Source organism: Bradyrhizobium guangdongense, from assembly GCF_006483445.1.
In the GTDB taxonomy this organism is placed as follows: Bacteria; Pseudomonadota; Alphaproteobacteria; order Rhizobiales; family Xanthobacteraceae; genus Bradyrhizobium; species Bradyrhizobium guangdongense_A.
In genome coordinates this window covers 1-26,324 of the sequence record NZ_PPPT01000191.1, presented here as the reverse complement: position 1 = coordinate 26,324, position 26,324 = coordinate 1, and the positions used below count along the sequence as shown (strand labels likewise).

17 protein-coding genes are annotated in these 26,324 nt (G+C 64.4%); 14 read left to right on the top strand and 3 right to left on the bottom strand.

Annotated features, from left to right (window positions below; all coding sequences use genetic code 11):
• Positions 1-9: 9 nt before the first annotated feature.
• On the bottom strand, positions 10-1,551 hold the full coding sequence (locus C2U70_RS26240; protein ID WP_186294481.1) for an ABC transporter substrate-binding protein: 1,542 nt from the start codon (positions 1,549-1,551) through the stop codon (positions 10-12).
• Between the two features lie 186 nt (positions 1,552-1,737).
• Between C2U70_RS26240 and C2U70_RS26235 the strand changes: the two genes are divergently transcribed.
• The 7 genes from C2U70_RS26235 to C2U70_RS26205 all read left to right on the top strand — a co-directional run bounded on the left by C2U70_RS26235 (position 1,738) and on the right by C2U70_RS26205 (position 10,262).
• Positions 1,738-2,736, top strand: a complete 999-nt coding sequence (locus C2U70_RS26235; RefSeq protein ID WP_246666868.1) for a MurR/RpiR family transcriptional regulator — start codon at positions 1,738-1,740, stop codon at positions 2,734-2,736.
• 313 nt (positions 2,737-3,049) lie between these two features.
• Entirely contained in the window at positions 3,050-4,951 is a 1,902-nt protein-coding gene (locus C2U70_RS26230) for an ABC transporter substrate-binding protein (RefSeq protein ID WP_140981525.1), read from the top strand.
• A 6-nt stretch (positions 4,952-4,957) separates the two neighbouring features.
• Positions 4,958-5,962 (top strand): ABC transporter permease, encoded by a 1,005-nt coding sequence (locus C2U70_RS26225; RefSeq protein WP_140981524.1) that lies wholly within the window; start codon positions 4,958-4,960, stop codon positions 5,960-5,962.
• Entirely contained in the window at positions 5,962-6,825 is an 864-nt protein-coding gene (locus tag C2U70_RS26220) for an ABC transporter permease (protein WP_140981523.1), read from the top strand. The genes C2U70_RS26225 and C2U70_RS26220 overlap by 1 nt, the downstream gene beginning before the upstream one ends.
• A complete protein-coding gene (locus tag C2U70_RS26215; RefSeq protein ID WP_140981522.1) occupies positions 6,825-7,868 on the top strand; it encodes an ABC transporter ATP-binding protein in 1,044 nt (347 codons plus the stop codon). Before C2U70_RS26220 ends, C2U70_RS26215 begins: the two co-directional genes overlap by 1 nt.
• Complete coding sequence (locus tag C2U70_RS26210; protein WP_140981521.1) at positions 7,865-8,680, top strand: ABC transporter ATP-binding protein; 816 nt, start codon at positions 7,865-7,867, stop codon at positions 8,678-8,680. The genes C2U70_RS26215 and C2U70_RS26210 overlap by 4 nt, the downstream gene beginning before the upstream one ends.
• 37 nt (positions 8,681-8,717) lie before the next feature.
• Positions 8,718-10,262 (top strand): alpha-N-arabinofuranosidase, encoded by a 1,545-nt coding sequence (locus C2U70_RS26205; protein ID WP_140981520.1) that lies wholly within the window; start codon positions 8,718-8,720, stop codon positions 10,260-10,262.
• Between the two features lie 28 nt (positions 10,263-10,290).
• Here C2U70_RS26205 and C2U70_RS26200 read toward each other — a convergent pair whose 3' ends face one another.
• Positions 10,291-16,527 (bottom strand): AAA family ATPase, encoded by a 6,237-nt coding sequence (locus C2U70_RS26200; RefSeq protein WP_140981519.1) that lies wholly within the window; start codon positions 16,525-16,527, stop codon positions 10,291-10,293.
• A 422-nt stretch (positions 16,528-16,949) separates the two neighbouring features.
• Here C2U70_RS26200 and C2U70_RS26195 point away from each other — a divergent pair, with 422 nt between their 5' ends.
• Positions 16,950-17,150, top strand: coding sequence for a DUF1858 domain-containing protein (locus C2U70_RS26195; protein WP_140981518.1), 201 nt, complete (start codon positions 16,950-16,952; stop codon positions 17,148-17,150).
• A gap of 117 nt (positions 17,151-17,267) precedes the next feature.
• A complete protein-coding gene (locus tag C2U70_RS26190; RefSeq protein WP_186294480.1) occupies positions 17,268-17,966 on the top strand; it encodes a CbiX/SirB N-terminal domain-containing protein in 699 nt (232 codons plus the stop codon).
• An 81-nt stretch (positions 17,967-18,047) separates the two neighbouring features.
• Here the strand turns inward: C2U70_RS26190 and C2U70_RS26185 are convergent, their stop codons facing one another.
• The gene (locus tag C2U70_RS26185; RefSeq protein WP_140981516.1) at positions 18,048-20,057 is read right to left on the bottom strand and encodes a putative bifunctional diguanylate cyclase/phosphodiesterase; all 2,010 of its coding nucleotides are present in this window, start codon (positions 20,055-20,057) and stop codon (positions 18,048-18,050) included.
• 319 nt (positions 20,058-20,376) lie between these two features.
• Here C2U70_RS26185 and C2U70_RS26180 point away from each other — a divergent pair, with 319 nt between their 5' ends.
• The 5 genes from C2U70_RS26180 (at position 20,377) to C2U70_RS26160 (ending at position 26,177) form a co-directional block, all read left to right on the top strand.
• Complete coding sequence (locus C2U70_RS26180) at positions 20,377-21,228, top strand: 3-hydroxybutyryl-CoA dehydrogenase (protein ID WP_140981515.1); 852 nt, start codon at positions 20,377-20,379, stop codon at positions 21,226-21,228.
• Positions 21,229-21,469: 241 nt separating this feature from the next.
• Positions 21,470-22,984 carry a cytochrome c oxidase accessory protein CcoG gene (gene ccoG / locus C2U70_RS26175; RefSeq protein WP_140981514.1) on the top strand — a complete coding sequence of 505 codons (1,515 nt, stop codon included), beginning with the start codon at positions 21,470-21,472 and terminating at the stop codon, positions 22,982-22,984.
• Positions 22,985-23,005: 21 nt separating this feature from the next.
• Entirely contained in the window at positions 23,006-23,470 is a 465-nt protein-coding gene (locus tag C2U70_RS26170) for a group III truncated hemoglobin (RefSeq protein ID WP_140981513.1), read from the top strand.
• Positions 23,471-23,700: 230 nt separating this feature from the next.
• Entirely contained in the window at positions 23,701-24,357 is a 657-nt protein-coding gene (locus C2U70_RS26165) for a ubiquinol-cytochrome c reductase iron-sulfur subunit (protein ID WP_140981512.1), read from the top strand.
• Between the two features lie 92 nt (positions 24,358-24,449).
• Entirely contained in the window at positions 24,450-26,177 is a 1,728-nt protein-coding gene (locus tag C2U70_RS26160; RefSeq protein ID WP_140981511.1) for a methanol/ethanol family PQQ-dependent dehydrogenase, read from the top strand.
• Positions 26,178-26,324 lie beyond the last annotated feature (147 nt).

Sequence of the window (26,324 nt, the reverse complement as noted above, 5' to 3'; positions counted from 1 at the left end):
TGCCCGTCCTTACTTCGTCGACACGTTCCAGAACGCAGGGCCGTTCGGGTTGAGCCCTTTGAGCTTGGGAGACGCGATGTCGTAGGTGTAGGCGTCGCCGACTTTCATGACCGGCACCTGATCGTAGACCAGCGCCTGGATCTTGTCCCATGTCGACTTGCGTGCGGCCGGATCGGTCGATTTGATCAGGTCGGCCCGAAGCGCGCCGATCTCGGGGCTGTCCCACCAGCCGGGATAGCTCGCATTCAGGAACGTCAGGAGCAGCGGGTCCGGCGAGAACGAATGGTGGGTGACGAAGATGTCCCACTGTTCCGGCTGACCGCGCATCTTCAAAAGGGTTGCCCAATCGACGACCATCATCTGGACATTGATCCCGGCGTCGGCCAGTTGGCGGGTGAAGACGGCGGCTTCGTCATAGTGCGCCTGATAGTTCGTCGAGACGAGCAGGCGGATGGGAGTTCCCGAGTAATCCGCCTCCTTGGCGAGTTCTTTGGCCTTCTTCGGATCGCGCGGACTGTAGTTGGAAACGCCCTCCGTCGAGTACCAGGGCGTGCCCTTGGGAAAGATTGATCCTTCCGCGTTCCACAGGTCCTTTGGGCCGAAGGCGACGCGCAGGGCCTGCGATTTGTCCAGTGCGGTCTGGATGGCGCGCCGGAGCTTGTAGTTGTCCTTCAGGATTCCCTGCTTCGAGTTCATGAAGAAAAGGCCGAAGATCGGCGCGTTGGTCCGCTGCACCTGGACCGATGGATCCTTGCTGAGGGATTCGTAGAGATCGCCGGAGATCATCTCCGCATAGTCGTAGTCGCCTGCCTGCACCCCGCTCACGCGCGTGCCGACATCAGGCACCGGAATGAACCGGATCTTGTCGAAGACGGCGGCGCGGGCGCCGGCGAAGCCGTCGGCCTTGTCCTTCACGGGCTTGTAGCCGTCGAACTTCTCGACCTCGACGTAGCGGTTCGGCCGCCACTCCACGAACTTGTAAGGCCCGGTGCCGATATAGTCCTTCTGCTCGATCGGTTTGTTTCCAGCGTTGGCGGCGATGTCTTCCGGATAGATCGCAAGTCCGCCATTGACGTCCGCGATCAGATTCTTCCAGGCCCCGTTCGGTGCCGAGAGCTTCAGCGTGACCTCATACTTTCCGGTCGCTTCGACCGAGGTGGCCGCCGCCATCAGGAGCTTGCCGCGCGCGCCGAAATCACCCCATCGCTTCGTCGAGGCGACAACGTCCTTGGCGGTCATCTCCTTGCCGTTGTGGAAGGAAACGCCCTCGCGCAGCTTGATGACGATGGTCTTGCCGCCGTCCGCCTCACGTTCGCTCTCGGCCAGCATCGGGCGCGGCGTATAGGTCGAATCCAGCGCATAGAGGGTTTCGAAGATGTGGCGGCCGATCACCGACGCGACGTCTGCCGTCGTCAGCATGACATCGAGCGGCGGCGGCTCGCCGATGGTGGCTTCGCGAAGCAAGGTGGCCGCGCTCGCCTGCGCGTTCAGAAACAACGCGATGGCGATGCCTGCGGCGCCACGCGTCACGACACTGAGACCGTATCTCATGATCGCCCCTCCCACCTATTTGAACCGCCTGCCTCTCGCGTGCAGGGGATGTGCCTCAGGCCTTTGGCCGGGCGGCACGTTGTTTGAAAGTTACATACACAATATGCTAGATTTCAAGCAAAAAATTGCTATTCATCGCCGATAGGCCAATTTTTGGACCGCCGATGCTGAATGTTTCTTACATGAATGCCGGACGCGCAGGTTGATATGGCCTCGGGAAGGACGCGCATGCCGCGTGCGAAGCAAATTCATCCGGCGAAAGCCGCCGGGGCGGCAGTCTCGACGCCATCAGGCCGTGACGCTGTTGTGGTCGGCGACATCGTCTCTCTCATCCGGCAGAGCGTCCCGGATCTCAGCCCCTCGGAGCAGCGCGTTGCCACGGCGCTGCTGGCCGATGTCGAGTTTGCCATTCACGCCAGCAATGCGGAGCTTGCCCGCCGGGCGCGCGTCAGTGAACCGACGGTGACCAGGTTCAGCCGCTCGGTCGGCTGCCGCGGTGTCCGTGACCTCAAGGTGAGGCTTGCTCAGGCCATGGCGGTTGGGCGGATCTACGTCGAGCTGCCCCCGCATGTCGGAACCGATCTGGCGCGCCCCGCGCTCTGGCGGTCTGTGTTCCAGGAAATTCGTCGCGCCATTGCCACCGCCGAGGAGGGGCTGCGCAAGGAGGACGTCGAGCGGGCCGCCGAAGCCATCTCGCGCTGTTCGAAGCTTGCCGCTTTCGGCGTGGGCGGCGGCTCGACCCTTGCGGCGATGGAGGTTCAGAACCGTTTCTTTCGTCTCGGAATCGCCGTCTCCCACACCTCCGATCCCAGATTGATGCGCATGATCGCCGCGACCTTTGGTGAGGGCGATGTCGTCATTGCCATCTCGACCACGGGTGCGGCGAACGAGGTGATCGAGGCAGCCAGGATCGCCAGACAATACGGCGCGCTGATCGTTGCGATTACCAGGCCGCAAAGCCGGCTGGCCTCCATCGCCGATATCGCGCTCGGCGTGCACGTGCCCGAAGCGCCCGATGCGCTCAAGCCGACGGCGTCGCGCTACGCCCTTCTCGCGGCGATCGACTTGCTCGCCGCCTCGACGGCCTATTGCAAGCCGCTCGAAGCCCAGGCCCGCATGCGGCGGATCAAGTACGAGCTGGTGAAGGGGAGCGACGGGGACGCCAAGGGGCCGCTGGGCGACTGACGCGCCGGCGAGCAGCTAATCCGCTTCGATGTCGCGGAGCCGGCGATGATGTCAATATAGCCCTGATTTGCCCGACGGGTCAAACGAAATTCGTAAAAAAAGAATTACGAGGAGGGGCCGGAAATTTCTACTGTGCACGGGGTTGTTTTCGACGTCTTTTTGAGGGCAGGGGCAGGCGCCCGCAAGATTAGACCGAGCCCGGCAAACCATCCCCTCTGAAATCATTCAGATTTCTGTTGTTCGCGGGCCCCGCCGCCTCTACCATCCGCGCAAAGCAAGCGTGGAGATCAACTGCACGATCAGGGAGGTCACGATGGGCCGTATCCGTGCATGGTTGCTGGTCGCGTGCGTGCTGGTGTCGCAGCTTGTCCTGCTCGCGGTTTCCGCCAATGCGCAGGGCATCCCGCAGAATATCCCGCGAAAAGAGCTCCTGATCCTGGAGAACCCGGAAGGGACCATCAAGAACGCCGGCTGGTTCAACATCTGGGCCATCAATGCCGGCTCGCAGTCGAACGGGCTGCAGCAGGCAGCCCTCGACACGCTCTGGTACATCGATCCCGAAAGCGGCCTCGACGGGGTCTGGGACAATTCGCTCGCCGCCGACAAGCCGCAATACAATGCCGACTTCACCGAGATGACGGCAAAGCTGCGCAAGGGCATTTTCTGGAGCGATGGCGTCGAGTTCACGGCCGACGACGTCGTCGCGACCGTGATGACCCAGATCAAGAATCCGGGCATGCGCTTCAGCGCGGTGCTGGCGAGCAATGTCGCCTCCGTCACTGCGCCCGATCCCTACACCGTCGTGTTCAAGCTCAAGAAGCCGAACTCGCGGTTCCATGCCAATTTCACGGTGCGCTGGGGCGCGGTGTGGATCTTGCCCAAGCACGTCTTCGAGAAGGTCGAGGATCCCGCAAAGTTCGATTTCAACAAGCCGGTGTCGCTCGGCGCCTATGTGCTCTCGAGCTACGATCCCGATGGCAAATGGTACATCTGGCAGCTTCGTGACGACTGGCAGCGCACCTCGCTCGGCCGCTACGGCAAGCCCGGACCCAAATATCTCGCCTATGTCGATCCCGGCCCGCCCGACAAGCGCGTGATTGCGCAGCTCAACCACGAGCTCGACGTCGTCCACGACATCGCGCCCGAGGGCATGTTCGCGCTCGCCAAGCAGAGCAAGGCGACACGGGCCTGGTTCAAGGGGTTTCCTTACGGCCATCCCGATCCGACGTTGCCCGCCGTCATCTTCAACACGCAGAACGAGCTGTTCAAGAACCCGGACGTGCGTTGGGCGCTGGCGCTGCTGATCGACATCAAGGCTGTCTCGATGGCGGCCTATCGGGGTGCTGCGACCATCTCGGCGATCGGCGTGCCGCCGACCGGTACGCACCCTGCGACCTATCATCAGCCGATGGAGGCGTGGCTCAAGGAGTTCGAGCTCGACACCGGCAAGCGCAAGATCAAGCCGTACGATCCGACCGTCGGCAAGCAGATCGCCGACATGCTGCGGCCGTCGATGGGTGAGCAGATCCCGTCCGATCCCACCGAGGTCGCCCGCGCCTTCGGCCTCGGCTGGTGGAAGACCGATCCGCAAGCTGCGCAGGAACTGCTGGAGAAGGCGGGCTTTGCCAAGCGCGGCGGTGCCTGGACCACGCCGGACGGAAAGCCCTTCACCGTCCGCGTCATGGTCGAGGGCGACCTGCGTCCGGTGATGACGCGGGCCGGCACCATGATCGTGCAGCAATGGAAGCAGGCCGGCATCGATGCGAGGATCGACGTGGCGCAGGGCACGTTGCCGACGCGGCGCGCCGCCGGCGATTTCGACACTTTTATCGGCTGGAGCGTCGAAACCTGGGGCGGCAACCAGGACCTGTCCTACTTCCTCGACAGCTGGCATTCGCAATTCGTCGTCGAGCCCGGCAAGCCCCAGCCGCCGCGCAACTGGCAGCGCTGGTCGAGCCCCGCGCTCGACAAGATCATCGAGCAGATTCGCACCGTCGGCTTCGACGATCCCCGGTCGACCGAGCTCGGCAAGGACTACGTCAAGCTCACGGTGAAGGAGATGCCGACCATTCCGCTGATGGCCTATAACGTCTTCACCGCCATGGACCAGACCTACTGGACGGGATTTCCGACCTCGGAGAATCCGTACGCCAATCCGGTCCCGAACTGGGGGAATTCGCGCTACATGTTCGTCAAGCTCAAGCCGGCCGGCTAGCACGCAGTGAGTGGCTACCTCGGTTATGCGATCCGGCGGCTGGCGCAGTTCGCGCTCGTCGTCTTCATCGGCGTCAATCTCGCTTACGTCATCACCCATGCGACCCCGATCGATCCGGTCGAGCAGTCGATCTCGGTGGTCACCTCCTATGGCAACACGGCGCCGGCCGCGATCGAGGAGATGCGTAAGTCGCTGCGCGAGCTCTACGGCCTGTCAGGCTCGCGCGTCGAGCAGTATTGGGTGTTCTGGAAGCGCATCCTGCGCGCTGACTTCGGCCCGTCGCTGTCCGCGTTTCCGACCCCGGTCTCCACCCTCGTCGTCCGTGCCTTGCCCTGGACCGTCGGCCTGCTCTCGGTCTCGACCCTCATCGCCTGGGGGCTCGGCACGCTGCTCGGCGGCCTTGCCGGCTACGACCGCACCAACCGCGGGCTGAAGCTGATGGGCGTGGTCGCCATGGGGCTGCACCCGATCCCCTACTACATCCTGGCGCTGCTGCTCTTGATCGTGTTTGGCTTCCTCTGGCCGGTGCTGCCGATATCGGGCGGTTCGGCGATGAACCTGCCGCAAACGCTGAGCGTCGACTTCGTCACCAGCGTCCTGCAGCACGCCATCCTGCCTGCGCTCTCCCTGATCCTGATCGGCGTCGGAAGCTGGTTCTTAGGCATGCGCGCGCTGGTGTCCAACGTCGTGACCGAGGACTACGTTGTCTATGCCGAGCTCGCGGGTGTCGAGCGCTGGCGTATCCTGTCCTCCTACGTGATGCGCAACGCACTGGTGCCGCAGGTGACGGGCCTCGCCATCTCGCTCGGCGGCATTTTCAACGGCGCCGTGATCACGGAAAAAGTCTTCGGCTATCCCGGCCTGGGCTCTCTGCTGGTCGACGCCGTCTATGCCGGTGACTACGGCCTCGTGCTCGGCGTCACCACCGTCTCGATCCTCGGCGTCTCGATCGCGGTGCTCGCGATCGACCTGCTGTATCCGCTGCTCGATCCCCGGGTGAAGGTGCGCTGATGGCCGCGATCCTGCGCGACCTCTTGCGTCACAACCTCGAATTCCGGATCGGCGCCGTGCTCGTCGGCGCAGTGCTGCTGCTGTCGGTGCTGGCGAGTTTCTCGCCCTATCCGCCGCAGGACGTCTATGTGGTGCCGCCGGACCTGCCGCCATCGACGACCTACTGGTTCGGCACGACGTCGCGCGGCCAGGACGTATTTTGGCAATTGAGCTTTGCGCTCCGCAACACGCTGCTGTTCGGCTGCACCGTCGCCCTGATCAGCCGTCTGCTCGCGCTCGCGATCGGGCTCCTCGCTGGCTACAGCGGCGGCTGGATCGACCGCGCGCTGATGTCGGTCAATGACACCTTCATCGTCATTCCCCTGCTTCCGCTCCTGGTGCTGTTCTATTTCGTGATGCGCGACCGCATGTCCTGGCTGATGCTGGCGCTGATCATGGCCTGTCTCGGCTGGGCCTATGATGCGCGGCTGATCCGTTCGGTCGCCATGAGCCTGAAGAGCCGCGAATTCACCGAGACCAGCCTGTTCTCCGGCATGACGACGCGCGAGATTCTGATGCAGGAGCATCTGCCCTACGTGCTGCCGATCGTGTTCTCGACCACCATGAACAACATGGTCTGGTCGATCGGGCTGGAGGTGACGCTCGCGGTGCTCGGCTTCACCGACATCAACACGCCGACCATCGGCGGCATGATCTATTGGGCCAACCAGCACACCGCGATGGTGGCCGGGGTCTGGTGGTGGATCGCCTTTCCAACCATTGCCGTGATCATGACCTTCATCGGCCTGTTCCTGCTGGCGGTGTCGATGAACGACTACATCGATCCGCGCAGCCGGCTGCGCAGCGTCGGGGGTGCATCGTGATGCACGCCAAGTCTGCCGATAAGCCCGCGCAACCGCCGACGTCTGATGTCGCCGAACCGATCCTGTCGGTCCGCGACCTCAAGGCGTACTACCGCACCAGCCGCTTCGGGGCCGCGCGCGAGGTGAGGGCCGTCGATGGCGTCAGCTTCACGGTACGCCGCGGCGAGATCTACGGGCTGGCCGGCGAATCCTCCTCCGGCAAGACCACGCTGGTGAAGGCGGTCGCGGGCGCGGTCAGGCCGCCGCTGGAGATCGTCGGCGGCAGCGTGGATTTTGCCTTCCTGCCCGGCTATGGCGGGTTGCACCGCGCGCCGCCTTCGGAGGTGGCACGGATCCGCTGGCGGCATTTGTCTTATGTCATGCAGGGCTCGATGAGCGTGCTCAACCCGGTGCGCCGCGTCCGCGCGTCCTTCTACGATTTTGCCTATCCGCATGTCGGGGGAAGCCGCACAGAGTTCGAGCAGCAGGTGGTCGCGCATCTGGCGCGGCTGAGACTCGACCCCTCGGTGCTGGCGGCCTATCCGCACGAGTTGTCGGGCGGCATGCGTCAACGCACGACGCTCGCACTTGCCACTATCTGCCGGCCCGATTTCATCATCGCCGACGAGCCCACGACCGCGCTCGACGTCGTGGTGCAGAAGGAGGTGCTCGGCATGATCACCGGCCTGCAGCGCAAGATCGGCGCATCCGTCCTGTTCGTGACCCATGACATGGGCGTCCATGCCAACGTGACCGACCGCCTCGGCATCATGTATGCCGGACGCCTCATCGAGGAGGGCGCGACGGCGGAGATTTTTCGCAATCCGCGGCATCCCTACACCGGCCACCTCATTTCGAGCCTGCCCCGAATCGGCGATGATCGGCCCCGACGGGGACTGGAGGGCGCGCCTCCCAATCTTGCCGATCCGCCTGCGGGATGCCGCTTTCATCCGCGCTGTCCGCTGGCGATGGAGGTCTGCCGCCGCGAGGTCCCAGCCATGGCCGAGGCCGCGCCGGCGCATCGCGTGGCGTGCTTTGCGGTCAACGGGAGCGATCGGGCATGAGCGACGTGCTGCTCGATGTTTCAGAAGTCAGCAAGACTTTCGTTCGCGGAGGCTTGCTGTCTGGCCAACGCGTTGCCGCTGTCAGGGACGTCAGCTTCCGCCTCGATGCGCGGCGGCCGGAGATTCTGGCTGTCATCGGCGAAACCGGCAGCGGCAAGACGACGCTTGCACGGATGATTCTGAATATCGAGACGCCGACCGGCGGCAGGCTGCTGTTCGACGGCGTCGATCTCGCAACCATCCGCACCGGCGCGCGCCGCCTGGCCTTCATGCACCACGTGCAGCCGATCTTCCAGAATCCGTTCGAAGCGTTCAACCCGCTGAAGCGGCTGGAGCGCTATCTGTTCATGACCCAGCGCCGCTTCGCGGCGTCGCCGGTCACACCCGAGACGGCCGTCGATGATGCCTTGCACAAGGTCGGGCTTTCGCTGACGGAAATCCGGCATCGCTATCCGCACGAGCTGTCCGGCGGGCAGCTTCAACGGGTTGCGATTGCGCGTGCGCTGCTCTCAAGTCCGAGGCTGATCGTCGCCGACGAGCCGGTGTCGATGATCGATGCGTCGCTTCGCATCTCCATCGTCAATCTGTTCAAGACGTTGCGCGACGCTCTCGGCATCTCCATCATCTATGTGACGCATGATCTCGCCACCGCCTACTATGTCGCCGACCGCATCATGATCATGCAGGAGGGGAGTGTGGTGGAAAGCGGCGACGCGCGGGCGATCCTGACGGCGCCGCAGCATCCATATTCCCGCCAGTTGCGCGAGGCCGTACTATTGCCGGACGTCGCGAACTCCGCATTATCAGCTTGATCCGTCACACCAGCCCGAAGGCGTCAGAGAGAAGAGCATGAGAAAAGCCAGCGTTCTGATGGATCGCGATTTCGCCATCGGCCAGACCGATCCCCGACTGTTCGGCGCGTTCGTCGAGCATCTCGGCCGCTGCGTCTACGGCGGCATCTACGAGCCCGGCCATCCCACGGCGGACAAGAACGGCTTTCGAAAGGACGTGTTGGCGCTGGTGAAGGAACTCGGCCCGACCATCATCCGCTATCCCGGCGGCAACTTCGTCTCCGGCTATAATTGGGAAGATGGCGTCGGCCCGGTGGAGAAGCGCCCCGCACGCCTCGACCTCGCATGGTTCAGCACCGAGCCCAACAGCTTTGGCACCAACGAGTTCATGGACTGGTGCAAGGCCGCGGAGGTCGAGCCGATGCTCGCGGTCAATCTCGGCACGCGCAACGGCGATGCCGCGCGCAACCTCGTGGAGTATTGCAACCATCCCGGCGGATCCGCCTGGTCGGACCTGCGCCGCGCGCACGGTTGGGACAAGCCGCACGGCGTCAAGTTCTGGTGCCTCGGCAACGAAATGGATGGCCCCTGGCAGATGGAATACAAGAGCGCCGACGCCTACGGCGCGCTGGCGCGCGAAGCCGCCAAGATGATGCGCTGGATCGATCCGTCCATCGAGCTCGCGGCCTGCGGTTCGTCGGGGCGCAACATGCCGACCTTCGGCCAGTGGGAGGACACGGTGATCGAGCACACCTTCGATCACGCCGAATACATCTCCCTTCACACCTATCTCAACAACTACAAGCAGGACACGCCGTCCTTCCTCGCCAGCCCCGATCTGATGGACCGCTTCATCGACGAGGTCGTCGCCATCGCGGATGCGGTCGCCGCGAAGCGGCGCTCGCACAAGCGCATGATGCTCAGTTTCGACGAGTGGAACGTCTGGTACCGGACGCGGCGTGGCCGGGCCAATCGGGTTTGGGAGGGCTGGCCGGTGGCGCCGTCGATCCTGGAGGAAATCTACACCATGGAGGATGCGCTTGCCTTCGGCGGCGCCTGCATATCCCTGCTCAATCACGCCGATCGGGTGAGAACCGCCTGCCTCGCGCAGCTCGTCAACGCCATCGCGCCGATCATGACCGAGACGGGCGGGGCGGCGTGGCGCCAGACGACCTTCTATCCCTTTGCCCAGATGAGCCGCCTCGGTCGCGGCAAGGTCTTGCGCACGCAAGTCGAGTCTGAAACCTACGATTCGACCTATTACGATCCGCGCGACGGGCAGCAACCGATGTTTCCGATTCCCAACGTGGCCTATCTGAAGGTCGCGGCCGTTGCGGGGGAAGACGGTGGCCTGTCGCTCTTCCTGCTCAACCGCGACCTGACGCAAGAGATCGAGGTGAGTCTCGAAGCGCGAAGCTTTGGTCGGCTTGCAATTGGCGAAGCGCTCGAGCTCTGCCACGACGATCTCGGGGCGACCAACACCAAGGACGCGCCCGAGCGGGTAAAACCGGCGCCGCTTCAGGGCGCGCACATGGACCGTGGACGATTGCGCCTGACGCTAAAGCCGGCGTCGTGGAACGTGATCCATCTGGCGGCGGGCTGACGCGAGCGGCGCGCATGATCATGCAAGATCAGTGCGAGCCGTCCCGATGCGCACGGGAGCCGAGAACCTGACGGATCATGCGCGCCATGTCGGCAGTCCGATAAGGCTTGTTGAGCAGCGTCACGCCGGGTTCGAGGCGGCCATCCTGCGTCATCGCGGCCTCGGGATAACCCGACATATAGAGGATGGCCACGCCGGGCCGTAGTTTCGCGACGGCGTCGGCAAGTTCGCGCCCGTTCATGCCGCCGGGCATGATGACGTCCGTGAACAGCAGGTCAAACGCCACGCCCTGGTTCACCAGGGCCAGCGCTTCCGGCCCGTTGGCGGCACTGATCGTGTGATAGCCGAGGCCTTCGAGCTGGGTCACCACGTAGCTGCGCACCAGTGCGTCGTCCTCCACGACCAAAATGGTCTCGTTACCGCGTTGCGGCCCGCCGACCGGGGTTTCGCTCGAAAGGGATGCCTCCTGCGCAGCGCGCGGCAAATACAGGCTGATCGTCGTTCCCTGTCCTTCCTCGCTGTCGATCCTGATGTGGCCGCCGGATTGCGTGACGAAGCCATAGACCATGCTCAATCCGAGTCCGGTGCCCTTGCCGAGCTCCTTCGTGGTGAAGAACGGCTCGAACACCTTGTCGCGGATCGCCGCGGGGATGCCCGACCCGTTGTCGCGGACCGTGACCATGATGTAGTCGCCGGTCATCCCAGCGGAGCCGGTGTCGGACGCCGGCGGCGCGAAGCTGACATTGGCGGTGCCGAAAATGATCCGGCCGCCGGCGGGCATTGCGTCGCGGGCGTTGACGGCAAGGTTGATCAGGGCGGTCGAGAGCTGACTTGGGTCGATCAGTGCGCGCCAGCACTCGGCGTCGAGCGTCGAGCCGATCTCGATCTGCTCGCCAAGCGTCGGCCGCAACAGCTTTGCGGTGTCGACGATCAGGTTGTTGATGTCGGTCACGCGCGGTTGCAAGGGCTGCTTGCGGGCGAACGCCAGCAGCGCTTTGGTCAGATCGGCGCCGCGGGCCGCCGCCTCGTCGATCATGTGGCCGATGGCCGCCAGCTCGGGCCGGTCGGCAAGGCCGTCGATCAGGATCTCGATGGTGCCGGTGATCACGGTCAACAGATTGTTGAAGTCGTGGGCAACGCCGCCGGTCAACTGGCCGATCGCGTCCATCTTCTGCGCTTGGCGCAATTGCTGCTCGAGGCGCAGGCGAGCGGTGATGTCGCGTCCGATGACGATGACGAGCTCCTGGCCGCCGGTCGACACGCGGGCGGCCGACATTTCCACATCGAGGTCGTTGCCGTCGGCGCCGGCCAGGCGGAGCTGCACCAGCCCGGTCGAGCCGGGGGCGAGCAGGCTGTCCAACTCGTCCGCAGGATCCGCAACGGATCGCAGCGGCTGCCCGACGATGTCTTCCCGCCGGCGCCCCAGCGTCACGGAAGCCGTGCGGTTGGCTTCGATCACCAGGCCGTCCTGGTCGAGCACCAGGATGGCGTCATGGGCCTGCTCCATCAGCAATCGGGTTTTCTCTTCCGCCTGCTTTCGTGCGGTGAGATCGAGGACGAAGGAGATGATCTCGTCGGTTCCCGCCAGCAGGGCCGAGCCGATCAGCACCGGAATGCGGCTGCCGTCTTTCCGGAAGAACTCCTTTTCGCGCGGTTCGGCCTGCCCCGACGATCGGAGCTGGTCGACACGCTGATCGTCATGCACGCGGTATTCCGCGGGCGTCATCTCGCGCCAGTCGATGGTGCCGGAGACCAGCTCCTGCCGCGTATAGCCGGTCATGTTGAGGAAGGCATCGTTGGCGTAGCTGACGTCGCCTTCGGCATCCCAGAACAGGATCCCGATGATGTTGGAATCCACGAGCCGGCCGATGCGGGCCTCGCGCTCCCTGAGGTCGCGGTACAGCAGGGTGTTCTCGAGCGAGATCGCGGCCTGGGCTGCGAGCAGCTCCAGCACCGCGACCCTGTCGGGCGTGAATGCGTGGGTGGCGAGCGTGTTCTCGAAATAGAGCAGCCCGATCAGCCTGGCCTGCTTCATCAACGGCAGGCAGAGGATCGATCGCGGATGCCGGCGATGCAAATAGTCCTCCTCGCACAGCGGGGTTGGCCGCGATGCGTCGTCGAGGATGAGGGTCTTTTGCGTCCGGATGACATAGCGCAGCAGGGCTTCGGGGCAGTCGGGGCCGGAGACCGGGGCCTGGCGCATCGCGACCGAGAAGTCGTCGCCGCTCGACTGTCCCTCCGCCTCGATGCGGAAGTCATTCTGCCGCGACAGGATGAGCAGGCCGCGATCCGCGCCGGCGTTCTGCAGCGCGATCTTCATCAACGTCTCGATCAGCTTCGGCAGTTCGATTTCGCTCGATACCGCCTGCGACGCCTTGACCACCGAGGTGACGTCCATCTGCTGGACCGACTCGCTCGGCTTGCCGGCTGCGATGCCGTCTTCCGCCACGTGCAGCCGCGGGTAAAGCCGTTCGAGCTGTCTCGCCTTGGCGTCGGCTCCCCAGCGGAGATAGCCGTAACGGGCATCGCGCAGATAGGCATAGGCGATCTTCTCGAATCCGCGCGTCGCGTAGAAGCGGCCGGCAAGCTCGTTGGCGATCGCTTCGTTCTGGACAAAGCCGCTCGCGCGCGCCGCGTCGATGGCGCGATCGTAGAGACGCATGGCGTCGAGCTCGCGGCCCTCGATGCGCGCGATTTCAGCGCCGATCAGCGCGGCGCGGTCGGCAAAATCCTCCGGACAGATATCGGTCCACTCCTGAAGCTGGCGATGGTGGCTTGCCAAGGTGGCAAGGTGCGCAGCGCGCTCTGCGGTTGCCGCATCCGTACGCGCGGCAAGGGCCAGTGCGGCATAGAAATGAAACGCGACGCGATCGAATAAAGCCTTGGCGGTCCACAGATACTGCTCCGCCTTGGCGGCGGTTGCGATGGCGGCGGGATCGTCGGCGAGGACTCGCGCCTGGAGCTTGCGAATCCAGTACCAGTAGGCAGCGTGGGTCAGGTTCGGCTCAGCCTCGAGGCGACGCTCGAACTGCTCCTCGTTGAAGCCTGCGTCGTCGAAGCTGCCGAACCTGGGCGTCAATCCGCGCAGGGTCCGGATGAGCTGGAGCTGTCCGATGACCCTGTCGACGGCGAGGTCGACCTGCGCCCGCCGTGCGTAGTCGAGCCCGGCTTCCGCCTCGCGCTGCACCTCGGCAAGCGGATCGCCACAGGCGAGCAGATGCGTCACGAGGTGATGATAGGTGAAGCTGGCGTAGTTGAAATCGCCGACCTGCTGGGCCGCGTCGAAGGCTTTCCGCAGCAGCGGCCGGCCGGCCCGGATATTCCGTGTCCAGCTTCCGTAGCCCAGGTAGACGCGGGCCTTGAAGCGATCGGAGTCGAGCCGTTCGACCAGATCGAGGCCGAGTTGGGCGAAGCGATAGCCCGCGCCGTAGTCGCCAAAATCCGGACCGAGCACGGTGCCGAGCAGGATGTAGGCGAGGCACGACGCGTCGGAGTTGCCGTACTCCATGCTCAGATTGGCCATGCGCGCGATGATGAGGCGGCGCAGATCGTCCGTGATGTACCAGGCGGGCGACACCAGCACGGTGAGAACGTCCATGGTTCCGGACGCGACCGGATCGGTCAGCCGGGGCAACTCCAGAAGCGCCTCGATCGGGCGTTCGCCGATCTGCCGCCACATCCGCTCATATTCCTGCGCGACCTCGTCGGGCGTCGGCTGCGCCGAGCAGTCGATGCCGACGCGACGCAGATAATTGAGCGCGATTTCGACGTCGCGGTCGTTCGGCTCCATCTGCAGCCGGGTGACCGCGGCGAGGTCGGGGAGGGTGGCTGCATGGCCGGAGAGCTCGGCAAGATGCTTCTTTGCGGCCGCGTGCTCGCCGGTCAGGAACTCGCACTCGGCGCGGTTCAGCGCCAGCGCGAAGCTCAGCGCATAGTGCCGCTCCCAGCGGTCGTTCGCGAGCATGGCGTCGCCGGCGCAAAAATGCGTCAGCGCCATGCCAAAGGCGGTGGCGGCTTTTGCGCGCTTGCCCGCCAGCAGGTTCAGCTCGGCCAGTTTTTCGCGCTCTGTCGTCGCGGTGATCAAGGCGGCGCCGCGGTTGAGCTGGCTCACGATGTCGAAGACGTTGTCCTCGATCGCCTCCGGCGCGGTGCGCGCCGCGAGCAGTCGTCCAATCCGCAGATGGGCCGCGCTCCGCTCGTCCTCGGGGATCAGCGCGTAGGCGGCTTCCTGGAAGCGGTCATGGACGAACCGGTAGGCGCCGGCGAGAGGCTCGACCAGTTCCTGGCGGACGGCCGGCCACAGATCCGAATGCACCTGCTTTTCGGATGTCCCGAGGACGACCGCCAGCATGGCTGTCTCGGCGGTGTTACCGAGGCAGGACATCTGCCGGAGTGCGGTCTGCGTCGCGGCCGGCAGCCGGGTCAGCTTCCCGAGCATGAGGTCGACGACGTTCTCGGTGTAGCGCTTGGCGTGGATGCGATCGAGGTCCCAGGACCAGCGCGCCGCGTCGTGGTCGAAGGTGAGCAAGCCTTCGTCCAGGAGCGAGAACATGAACTGAATGGCGAAGAACGGATTGCCGCCGGTCTTGTCGAGCACGAGCTGGGCGAGCAGCCCTACGCGCTCCGGATCGCAACGCAACGTCTCCGCCAGCAACTGGCCCAGATCTGCGCGACCGAGCGGCGCAAGCGTGATCTCCGTGACCGGTTCGCCTGAGCTCTTGACGGCGTCGATCATGCGCATCAGCGGATGAGCGGCATCGACCTCGTTGTCCCGGTAGGCGCCGATCAGCATCAGGTGCTTGGGATCCGACCGGGTCAGGAGATCGTGGAGCAGATCGAGCGTCGCGGTGTCGAGCCATTGCAGATCGTCGAGGAACAGCACCAGCGGATGTTCCGCGCGCGCGAACACGCCGATGAAGCGTTCGAAGGCGTGCTGAAAGCGGCTCTGCGCGTGCTGCGGCGAGAGCTCGGGGACCGGTCCCTGGTCGCCGATGATCAGCTTCAGCTCGGGGATCAGCTCGACGATCAACTGTCCGTTTGGACCGAGCGCCTCCAGAAAATCGTGCCGCCACCCGCCGAGCTCGGTGTCGCTCCCGGCGAGAAGCGGCGAAACCAGACTCTGGAAGGCCTGAGCGAGCGTCGCGTAGGGAACGTCGCGCTTGTGCTGGTCGAACTTGCCCGATGCGAACAGTCCGCGGAGCGGCACCAGCGCCTTGTGCAGTTCGTTGACGACGGAGGTTTTTCCGATCCCGGAATAGCCCGAAACCAGCACCAGCTCGGCCGCGCCGCGGGTGACCATGCGGTTGAACGCGTCGAGCAGGCGCTCAACCTCGCGCGCTCTGCCGTACAGCTTCTCGGGGATCTGCAGGCGGTCGGGCGTGTCGTGCAGGCCGAGCGGGAAATCGTCGATGCGGCCGTGCTGCTCCCATTCGGCCAGACAATGCCGCAGATCGCGCTCGGCGCCCGCCGCGGTCTGATAGCGCTCCTCGGCCATCTTCGCGAGCAGCTTCATGACCAATTGCGACACTGCCGCCGGGACAGTCTCCAGCCGGCTCTCTGGCGGGGCCGGCCTTCTGGCGACGTGGCAATGCACCCACTCCATCGGATCCGACGCGGTGAAGGGAAGCGCGCCGGTGAGCATCTGGTAGAGCGTGACGCCGAGCGCGTAGAGGTCGCTTCGCGAGTCGATCGAGCGGTTCATGCGGCCGGTCTGCTCGGGGGCCATGTAGGCAAGCGTGCCGGCGATCTGTTCGGGCGGCGCCAGCGATTGCCGCTCGCGCGCGCGCCGCGAGGCAAAGCCGAAGCCGGTGAGCCGCACCTTGCCGTTACCGCGGTTGACCAGGATGTTTGCCGGCTTGACGTCCTTGTGCACGAGGCCGCGCTGATGGACCTTGCCCAGCGTTGCCGCGATTTCGATGGCGAGATGCAGGAACGCTGCAATCTCCATGGGAGCGCCGAGCTGCCAGGTCAGAGGCTCGCCGCCGAGATCCTCCAGCACCAGGATGGTCCGCGCGCGGTCCTGCAGCAGCTCCTGGGGCTTCGCCGCCCATGCGCTGTCCAGCTCGTCCCTCAGTTCATATTCGTGTGTGAGGCGTTCGAGGCTCTGAGGTGTGGGATGCTCGGTGGCCGAAAGCACGGCCAGCACGACGTCGCGCTTGCCGTCGGCTCCTTCACGGCCGACCCTGCACAGCAGAATGCCGTCATCGTCGGACAAGACCTGCGGACCGTAGGCCCAACCTGCGCCCATGAACGATGAAAGATTCATCCGGACAAACCGTGCCGCTGCCTGCCTCCGATCGCGAGCCGAAAGTGGTTCGCCAGATCGGTCCGCTGTATCTGGCGGGAGAGGCAGGACACACGTGCGATGCGCGATACGACTTGCCCCAGCCCACGCCCTCATTCCGGCGCCATGCTTCGAATGGATCGGCCGGGCGCGCTCACAACGTATCATCAAATACGCAAAAGTTCCCCTGTCGATCTTTTCGGAATTCGAGCCGTATTCGTCAACTTGCTGCAATTGCGAAGGTTTTGGCAGCGTGCCGGGGTGACCGATAGACGACCGCGCAGCGGGCGGATGCCCACCCGCCGCAACCTGGCCGCGAAATTCGAACGCACCGGAGTTTGTGCCTCGACAAAGAATCCAGGCGACTGCCGGGCGATCGTATTTCCACAACAGGAATACCTCCGATGCCGATCGAGGATGACGATATAGTGGACGAGGTGATGAGAAACCGCCCGGCAACGATCCGCGTCTTCCTCGACTTCAAGATGAATTGCGTCGGCTGTCCGATTGCCTGCTTCCACACGGTTACCGACGCCTGCATCGAGCATGGCATCGATCGCAGCGCGTTTCTCGGCGCGCTGCGTGAGGCCGAGATGGTCCGCTGATCCGGATCGGGGAAGACATGAGCGCTTAGGCGGTCTACGATACCGCGACGAGGAACGAGACCGCGCGTACCGATAATGCCTGTCACTGAACAAACCGGATCTACGTCACGGACCGCCTTGCTGCTCGCCGCTCACGGCGAACGGCGGCCGGACGCGACCAACGCGGGTGTGTTTCGCATCGCCGAGGTGCTCGCGAGTCGCGGGCTCGATGTCGCCGTCGGCTTCATCTCGGGCGTGCCGACGATCAAGGAGGCGCTGCAAACGCTGGTCGCCGATCGTGTCCTGGTTTATCCGCTATTCGCCTCCAACGGCTATTTCACGCGGGATCGGCTCGTGCAGATCCTCGACGAGGCCAACAATACCGGCCGCAGCATTGAGATGCTGACGCCGCTCGGGCTCGATCCCGGCTTGCCCAATGTCGTGCTCCAGCAGGCAGGAGATGCTGCACGCGCGCACGGCCTTGCGCCGGAGACCTCGACGCTCATCCTGTTGGCGCATGGCTCGCAGCGCAACCCGGCTTCGCGCCAATCCACCGAGGAACTGGCACGCACGCTCGAACGGCGTGTAGTCTTCGCCAGGGTCGCCGTCGCCTTTCTTGAGGAGCCGCCCTCGCTGGACGACGCGGTTGCGTCGATCGAAGGGCCCGCAGTCGTCCTCGGGGTGTTCTCCGGCGAGGGCCTGCATGGCGCAAAGGATGCGCCCGGCCTGGTCGCGCGGATCGGCCGTCGCGACGTCGTGTTTGCCGGCATCATGGGGACCGCTCCCGGCATTGCCGAGCTGGTGGCGCTCGCGGTCGCGGCACGGCAGGCAGGCTGATCGGCGGCTGGGACTGTGTCGTCTGCCCTGGAGTTGAATCTAAGCCGGATACTGACAGGGACCGGGCAGGGCGCGTGAGCCTCAAGCCGGGATCTTGGCGCGCTGCGCACCCTCGCCGAGCCGTTTTGCCTCAGCGGCGAGGTAGTCGGCGATCGTGCTTTCCGGCATCGGCTTGGCAAAATAGTAGCCCTGGATGTAGTCGCAACCCAAGCGCCGCAGGCTGTCGAGCTGGGCGCGCGTCTCGACGCCTTCGACGACGCAGGCCATCTCCATGTCCGCGCACAGGCCGGTTAGCGACTTGATGATCTTGTGGCTCACTGGATTCTCGTTGACGTCGGCGACAAAACTGCGGTCGACCTTGATCTTGTCGAGCGGCAGCCGGTGCACGTGGCTGAGCGAGGAATAGCCGGTACCGAAATCGTCGAGTGAAATGCCGCAGCCCATCGCCTTCAGCGCGGCGATCGACTGCTGCGCCCGGGTGAAATCGAAAGTGACGGCGGTCTCGGTGATCTCGAAGTCGATACGGCGCGGCGACAGGCCGCTGGCGTTGATGATCGCGATCAGCGGCAGGATGCCGTCGGAGGCGCAGACATCGTGCGCCGACAGGTTGAACGAGACGCGGATGTCGTCGGGCCAGGTCTTGGCCGCGGCCAGCGCGCGGACCAGCAGCGCTTGCGTCAGGGGCCGGATCAGGCCGATGCGTTCGGCAGCCGGGATGAAGTCGGCCGGCGAGACCAGCCCGAGCCGCGGGCTGTTCCACCGCGACAGCACCTCGAAGCCGCTGGTGCGCTCGCTCATGGCGTCGACGATCGGTTGGAACACCAGATGCATCTCGGTCGCGAAGTCGGAGGTCCGCAGCAGGTTTTCGATGACGCCGCGGCTGCGGATCTCTGCCTCGAGCTCGCTGGAGAAGATCACGGTGCGGCCGCGCATATGGCGCTTGGCGTGGTAGAGCGAATAATCCGCGCATTCGTACAGCGCTTCGGCGTCGGTCGCGGATTCCGGGAATACCGCGAAACCGATCGAGCAGGACAACGCGGTGTGCGCGGTGTCGATCTGGTAGGGCAGCTTGACGCGTTCGCCGATACGTTGGCCGAGTTCGAGCAGGTCCTGGTCGGCGGGATCGCCGCACACCACGAGCCCGAACTCGTCGCCCCCGAGGCGGGCAAAGGCCACGCGGTTCGCGGCAAAGCCCTCGCAGACGTCGCGGATCCGGCGTCCGGCCTCGATCAGCACGCGATCGCCGACCGAATGGCCGTAATTGTCGTTGATCGGCTTGAAGCCGTCGAGGTCGATGATGCCGACGGCAAGCCGGACGCTGCGGCGCTCGGCGTCGGCGAAAGCGCTCGACAGCTCCGCGAAGAAACGGCGGCGGTTCGGCAGCTCTGTCAGCGAATCCAGATTGGCGAGGCGGAAATTCTCGTCTGACAGGGCCTGCGTCGCCTCCTGCTGCGCGATCAGCGATTTGCGGCTGGAGACGAGGTCGGCGAAGTCTCGGTAGTAGATGACCAGCACGGTGACCATCGCGCCGGTCACCAGCAGATTGTTGACGGCCATCGCCTCCAGCGTCGGCTCACCCGTGGCAAAGAAGAACAGCACATAGGGCACGTCGACGACCAGCGTCACGATCAGGGCGGCGGAGCGCAGATGCATCAGGCTGAAGATGCAGCCGATCACGGTCACCGCCATGTAGAAGGCCACGTGGCTCTTGGCGAACGCGTCACCGTAAGGGTAGAGCGAGAAGGCCCAGACCGCGAAGCCCGCCGAGATCGGTGCGGCGATGCGGTTGGTGAGGCGCAGATTGCGCAAGATGTCGGCGTCGCTGCGGACGACATGACGCTGCCGCAGCCACCAGAACGTCCGGAAACCCGCCACCGAGACCAGCAAGGCCGGCACGATCACACTGAGCCAGACCGGGGCCAGCGGCACATAGGTGTAGGCCACCGCGACCGAGTTGGTGATCAGGATGAAGTAGAGCAGCGGGATCTGTTTGGAGAAAGCGTCGAACTGGGCGCGCGTCAGGTCAGGGTCGGTCGGCACGCGAAAGAGCTGCGCCGCCGCGGCGAGATAAAGCTTCAAATTGAAAAACATCGAAAACGAGCCCCAGTCCGCAATATCGGGACCAAAGGATGCACGGGACGGGTAAAAGCGACGTTAGATGGTCGGGCAGGCAGGCCTGCAAACGGTTGCTTGCTACCGCAAATTTTGCTGTGCTGGCCGCCCCCGGTGAGGTCCCGTTAAGGTTACAATCGGGATTGGCGTTTTTGACGCACCTCGCCGCTCTGTATCGGCGGCGGTCATGTCCTGCTACTGAGGGGCCATCCGAGGGCGAGTGATCGCTTCAGATTTCAAGCGGGTGCGGTGCCTAAAGAAGCGGCTGCGCCCGATCAACGAGAAGGACGAGACGACTATGATCGAAACCGTTGGCATCATCGGCGCGGGCACCATGGGGAACGGCATCGCGCAGGTCAGCGCGGCGGCCGGCCTGAAGGTCGTGATGGTCGACATCTCCGATGCCGCCGTGTCGCGCGGCGTGGCCACCGTCGCCGGCAGCCTCGACCGCCTGGTCAAGAAGGAGAAGATGACGGCCGCCGACAGCGACGCGACGCTCAAGCGCATCACCGGGACGACCGACCGGGCCAAGCTTGCCGATTGCGACCTCGTGATCGAGGCCGCGACCGAGAACGAGGAGTTGAAGGTCAAGATCCTGAAGGACCTCTGCGCGACGCTGTCGCCGCGCACGCTGGTCGCCACCAACACCTCGTCGATCTCGATCACCAAGCTCGCGGCTGCGACCGATCGTCCGGATCGCTTCATCGGCATGCACTTCTTCAACCCGGTGCCGGTCATGGCGCTGCTGGAATTGATCCGGGGCTTGCAGACCTCCGACGACACCCACGCCAAGGCGCTGGATTTCGCCAAGCGTGTCGGCAAGGTCGCGATCACGGCCAAGAACAGCCCCGGCTTTGCCGTCAACCGCATCCTCTGCCCGATGATCAACGAGGCGATCTTCGCGCTCCAGGAAGGTATCGCGAGCGCGGAAGAGATCGATGCCGGTATGAAGCTCGGCTGCAACCATCCGATCGGGCCGCTGGCACTCGCCGACCTCGTCGGCCTCGACACCATGCTCTCGGTGATGGAAGTCTTCTACAAGGGCTTCAACGATCCCAAATATCGTCCCGCGCCGCTGCTCAAGGAAATGGTCGATGCCGGCCATCTCGGCCGCAAGACCGGACAGGGTTTCTACATCTACAGCAAGTGACGCTGCCGCCAACTGGTGACTGTTGATCCAAGGAAGCGGTGTCCTGGCGGGCACCGCTTTTTTTTGGCGCCTGCCTCGCATCTCCCAACCACGCACTTTGGTTCCGGAGTTTGCGCCCCGTCAAAGAAGAACCGGCCGATGCGCCTATGGTGGCCGGGTAGGGGACAACTCATCACTATCTTGGTCTGGCGGACGGAATGTGCCTCTCGCCGTGCCGGGCGACAGGCAAGCCGTATCAGCGATGACCGTCATCGACATCGACCATTCCCGCACGCGCGCCAAGGCTGCCCCCCAAGAGGCTGCCCCGCAAGAGGCGTCCCTGCAAAGGACGGATGCCGACAAGGCCCTGCGGAAGAGAGCGGATGCGAACCGCGTTGCCGCGCACCGCATCTCGCGGGTGGTGCCGCAATCCGTGTCGGGCCGGCTACGGCGGATCAAATGGGCGATCCTGCTGCTGACGCTGTCGGTGTATTACATCACGCCGTTCCTGCGCTGGGATCGTGGACCGAATGCGCCAGATCAGGCGGTCCTGCTCGATTTTGCGAATGGTCGGCTCTACGCGTTCTTTATCGAGATCTGGCCGCAGGATCTCTACATCGTCACCGGCCTCCTCATTCTCGCCTCCGTCATCCTGATTCTGGCGAACGCGCTTGCGGGACGAATTTGGTGCGGCTTTGCCTGTCCGCAGACGGTGTGGACCGATCTGTTCCTTTTGGTGGAACGCATGATCGAAGGTGATCGCCGGCAGCGTTTGAAGAACATAGAGGCGCCGCTCAGCGTCGCTCGGGTGATGCAAATCGGCGCCAAGCACACGGCCTGGATTCTGATCTCGCTTTTCACCGGCGGCACGCTGATCTTCTACTTCACGGATGCGCCGAGCCTCGTTCGCGCGCTCGCCAGCGGTGAGGCATCCGTGACCGCGTTGACCTGGATCGCCGTTTTCGCCGGCACGACCTATGGCCTCGCGGGCTTCGCGCGCGAGCAGGTCTGCACCTTCATGTGCCCGTGGCCGCGGCTTCAAGGGGCGATCTGGGATCCCGAGGCCTTCACCGTCAATTATCGCGATTATCGCGGCGAGCAGCGCATGTCGGTCAAGAAGGCCGCCGACCTGCGCGCACGGGGCGAGGCGGCCGGCGACTGCGTCGATTGCGGCCTTTGCGTCAATGTGTGCCCGATCGGCATCGACATCCGCGAGGGCCCGAATTTCGCCTGTATCAATTGCGGGCTCTGCGTCGACGCCTGCGACAGCGTGATGGCAAAGCTCGACCGGCCGCGCGGCCTGATCGATTTCGAGAGCTGGGACAATATCGAGCACGGACGCCGCGGCGAGCCTCCCGTCACGCGTCTGGTGCGGCCGAAGACGGTGGCGCTCACGGCCGTCGCTGTCGGCCTTGCCGCAGCCCTCGCTTTGTTGCTGGCCACGCGCGCGACCGGTGCTCTGGCGGTGCTGCACGACCGCGATCCCCTCGCGATCACCCTGTCCGACGGCTCAGTCCGCAACGCCTACACCGTCAAGCTCCTCAACAAGGGGCAGATGACGCGGCACTTCACTTTGGCTATTCAGGGCATAGATGCTGTCATGTCCATCGTCGGCAACGACAATGGAACTCCCATCGCCGTTGAGCCCGATGGATCGGAATCGCTGCGGGTCACCCTGACCATGGCGAAGCCGCAGGAGACAAGTGTCGTGTTCATCGCCAGGGATGAGAACGGCGGAACAATGCTGTCGGCATCCGACAGGTTTGTCGTGCGGTAGACCTAAAGCAACGAGAGGACCATGTCAGACCGACTGAAGATCGACCGCGAAGAGGCGGCAGCGCGGCGGAACCTTCTGGTTCAGGACGTCATCGAGCGCACCGGGATCACCGAAGCCATGATCGGGGAACTCGTCACGACGTTCTACGGGCGCGTTCGCGAGGATGCGCTCCTCGGTCCGGTCTTCGCGGTCGTGCAGAATTGGGACGATCATCTCGCCAAGCTCAGGGATTTCTGGTCCTCGGTGGTGCTGATGAGCGGCCGCTACCACGGCCAGCCGATGCGCGCGCACATGCCATTGAAACTGGTCGGCGATCATTTCGATCGCTGGCTCGATCTGTTCGAGCAGACGGCCCGTGAGGTGTGCCCGCCCGCGGCCGCCGATTTGTTCATCGACAAGGCGCGCCGCATCGCTGACAGTTTTGAGATGGCCGCCGGCACCCAGGCCGGCCGCATCGTGACGCCGCGCCACGTCTATCGCTCGTAGAGCTTCGCGGGCGGTGACACTGTGATTGCGGACGCATCACACCAATTCCAACTCGTCGAGTCTGATCTGCGAAATGATCATGACGTTCGCGTGTCGTGACGTTGCAATCGAAAAAAATGCCGACGCTTGCGCAAATCTGCATTCAATCTCCACGAGCACATATGAAATGATGCACTGCGGCGCGCCGGTGTCGCCTTTTTTTCGGCTGAGTTGCGGCGCCAGCTTATGCCATGTCGCATTCATATCCCCGCATCGCATCGTCGCAACCCACCGAAAGCGCTGCGGAACCTGAAGCCGCAACTTGCGTCTGCGCGACGCGGCGATCGCTCCTGCTCGCCGCGCTCGCCTCCACCGCCTGTCTCGCAAGTTCCGGCGACATCGCTGCAGCCGAGGAACAGCCCGGCGCCGACGAGCGTCCGAAGAAAGGCGATCTCCTGGTGCAGTCGGAAGGGGATCGCGAAGGCAAGCTCGTTACGCTCGCCGACCTGCCCGTCGGCGGCCCGCCGGTGCATGCCTGGCCGAAGGATCCGAGCACGTCGGTGGTGCGCAGTGGTTCGCGGCTGAACGAGATCCTGATCATCCGGCTCGATCCCGCCGACCTCGACGAGCAGACGCGCGCGCGGGCGCAGGACGGCGTCATTGCCTATTCGGCGATCTGCTCGCATGCCGGCTGTCCCGTCACCGCCTGGGTCAAGAGCGATGTCGGCGACAAGGATGTGTTCAAGTGCATGTGCCACAACTCCGAATACGATCCCCGCAAGGGCGCGCAGGTCGTGTTCGGACCCGCGCCGCGCCGACTCGCCGCGCTGCCGCTCGCCTTGAATGATGGCGCGCTGACGATCGCCGGCAGCTTCATCGGAAAGGTAGGTGGCCAGCAGCCAGGATGACCGCACGCCGCGGGTCGCCCCCGCGCCGGAAGCACGACAAGAATTCAGACCGACAAGAATTCAAAACGGATGAATCAAAAGGGGAAACGTCGATGACCAGAAAACAATGGTACCTGTCCGGCTTCGTCGCCTTCACATGCCTCGTCTCGACCGCAGCAAGCGCCGGACCGATCGAGAATTACAGCCCGGTGAATTCGGCTCGCCTCGAGAATCCCGAGCCCGGCAACTGGATGCTCTATCGCCGCACCTATGACGGCCAGGGCTATAGCCCGCTCGACCAGATCAACACCAACAACGTCCAGAATCTGACGCCGGTGTGGACCTTTGCCACCGGCGTGGTCGAGGGCCATGAGGCGCCGCCGATCATCAACAACGGCGTGATGTTCGTCGCGACCCCGATGGGCCAGGTGATTGCGCTCAATGCCAAGACCGGCGACGAGTACTGGCGCTACAAGCGGCAGCTCCCCGACGATCTCTTCCAGTTGCATCCGACCAGCCGCGGGGTCGGCCTGTGGGAGGACAAGCTCTATCTCGCCACCACCGACGACTATGTCGTCGCGCTCGACGCCAAGACCGGCAAGGTGGCGTGGGAGACCAAGGTCCAGGACTACAAGAAGGGCCAGTACATGACCCTGATGCCGCTCATCATCGACGGCAAGGTCATCGTCGGCGGCTCCGGTGGCGAGCTCGGCGTGCGCGGTTACGTCGCCGCCTTCGATGCCAAGGACGGCAAGGAGCTGTGGCGGACCTACACTATTCCGGGCGAAGGCGAGCCCGGTCACGACACCTGGCAGGGCGACGACTGGAAGAACGGCGGCGGCTCGGCATGGATGACCGGCAATTACGACAAGGACACCAAGACGATCTATTGGGGCGTCGGCAACGCTGCACCCTGGCCCGGCGACGCGCATCCCGGCGACAACCTCTATACCTCGTCCGTGCTGGCGCTCGATCCCAACACCGGCAAGATCAAGACCCATCACCAGTACCACCAGAACGACTCGTGGGACTGGGACGAGGTCGAGGCGCCGATCCTGGTCGACCTTCAGCGCGACGGCCGCACCATCAAGAGCCTGATCCACCCGGGCCGCGATGCGATCTTCTGGGTGCTCGAGCGCACCCCGACCAAGATCAACTACGTGGCCGGCTGGCCCTTCGTCTCCAACGACGTCTGGAAGGGCATTGATGCCGAAAGCGGGCGTCCGATCGTCGATCCCGCGCACAAGCCGGTCATCGGCAAGCGCGTCGAGTTCTGTCCGTCGCTGTGGGGCGGCAAGGACTGGCCGTCGGCCGCCTATAGCGAGCGGACCAAGCTCGTCTATGTTCCCGCCAACGAAAACTTCTGCGGCGGTTTTACCGGCGAGAAGGTGGCACTGAAGCCCGGCGAACTCTGGCTCGGCACCAAGCCCGAAGATATCGGGTTGAAGGCCAAGCCGGGTGCGGATCACTTTGGCGAGCTCCAGGCCTGGGACCCCGTGACCGGCAAGAAGGTGTGGCAGCACAACTTCCCGAAGTCGCAGTTGTTCGGCTCGGTGACGGCGACGGCCGGCGACCTCGTCTTCGCCGGCGGCACCAACGACCGCAACTTCCGCGCCTTCGACGCCAAGAGCGGCAAGCTGCTGTGGGAGCAGAAGACGAACTCCGGCATCATGGGCATGCCGGTGTCCTACGAAGTGGACGGCACGCAATACATCGCGATCCAGTCCGGCTGGGGCGTTGACGCCCAACGCATCCAGGACGCGCTCGCGACCAACAACATCGGCATCGAGGCCAACGTGCCGCAAGGCGGCGTGGTCTGGGTGTTTGCACTGAAGAAGTGACGTACTGAAGCAGTTCCTGGTGGCGGATCGAAGGAAGCGGCGCGGCCAGGGGGGAGCGGCAAATGCGGCGGACGGAAACGTCCGCCGCATTCTGCTTGTGTGTGCGTGTGGAGTGAATGTCGGCGCCCCGAACTCGTCATGCCCGGG

What these genes read in the sequence shown, in the direction of transcription:
- C2U70_RS26240 (WP_186294481.1), bottom strand. Translation starts at nt 1,551, where the DNA reads ATGAGATACGGTCTCAGTGTCGTGACGCGTGGCGCCGCAGGCATCGCC.
- C2U70_RS26235 (WP_246666868.1), top strand. Translation starts at nt 1,738, where the DNA reads ATGCCGGACGCGCAGGTTGATATGGCCTCGGGAAGGACGCGCATGCCG.
- C2U70_RS26230 (WP_140981525.1), top strand. Translation starts at nt 3,050, where the DNA reads ATGGGCCGTATCCGTGCATGGTTGCTGGTCGCGTGCGTGCTGGTGTCG.
- C2U70_RS26220 (WP_140981523.1), top strand. Translation starts at nt 5,962, where the DNA reads ATGGCCGCGATCCTGCGCGACCTCTTGCGTCACAACCTCGAATTCCGG.
- C2U70_RS26215 (WP_140981522.1), top strand. Translation starts at nt 6,825, where the DNA reads ATGCACGCCAAGTCTGCCGATAAGCCCGCGCAACCGCCGACGTCTGAT.
- C2U70_RS26210 (WP_140981521.1), top strand. Translation starts at nt 7,865, where the DNA reads ATGAGCGACGTGCTGCTCGATGTTTCAGAAGTCAGCAAGACTTTCGTT.
- C2U70_RS26205 (WP_140981520.1), top strand. Translation starts at nt 8,718, where the DNA reads ATGAGAAAAGCCAGCGTTCTGATGGATCGCGATTTCGCCATCGGCCAG.
- C2U70_RS26200 (WP_140981519.1), bottom strand. Translation starts at nt 16,527, where the DNA reads ATGAATCTTTCATCGTTCATGGGCGCAGGTTGGGCCTACGGTCCGCAG.
- C2U70_RS26195 (WP_140981518.1), top strand. Translation starts at nt 16,950, where the DNA reads ATGCCGATCGAGGATGACGATATAGTGGACGAGGTGATGAGAAACCGC.
- C2U70_RS26185 (WP_140981516.1), bottom strand. Translation starts at nt 20,057, where the DNA reads ATGTTTTTCAATTTGAAGCTTTATCTCGCCGCGGCGGCGCAGCTCTTT.
- C2U70_RS26180 (WP_140981515.1), top strand. Translation starts at nt 20,377, where the DNA reads ATGATCGAAACCGTTGGCATCATCGGCGCGGGCACCATGGGGAACGGC.
- ccoG (WP_140981514.1), top strand. Translation starts at nt 21,470, where the DNA reads ATGACCGTCATCGACATCGACCATTCCCGCACGCGCGCCAAGGCTGCC.
- C2U70_RS26170 (WP_140981513.1), top strand. Translation starts at nt 23,006, where the DNA reads ATGTCAGACCGACTGAAGATCGACCGCGAAGAGGCGGCAGCGCGGCGG.
- C2U70_RS26165 (WP_140981512.1), top strand. Translation starts at nt 23,701, where the DNA reads ATGTCGCATTCATATCCCCGCATCGCATCGTCGCAACCCACCGAAAGC.
- C2U70_RS26160 (WP_140981511.1), top strand. Translation starts at nt 24,450, where the DNA reads ATGACCAGAAAACAATGGTACCTGTCCGGCTTCGTCGCCTTCACATGC.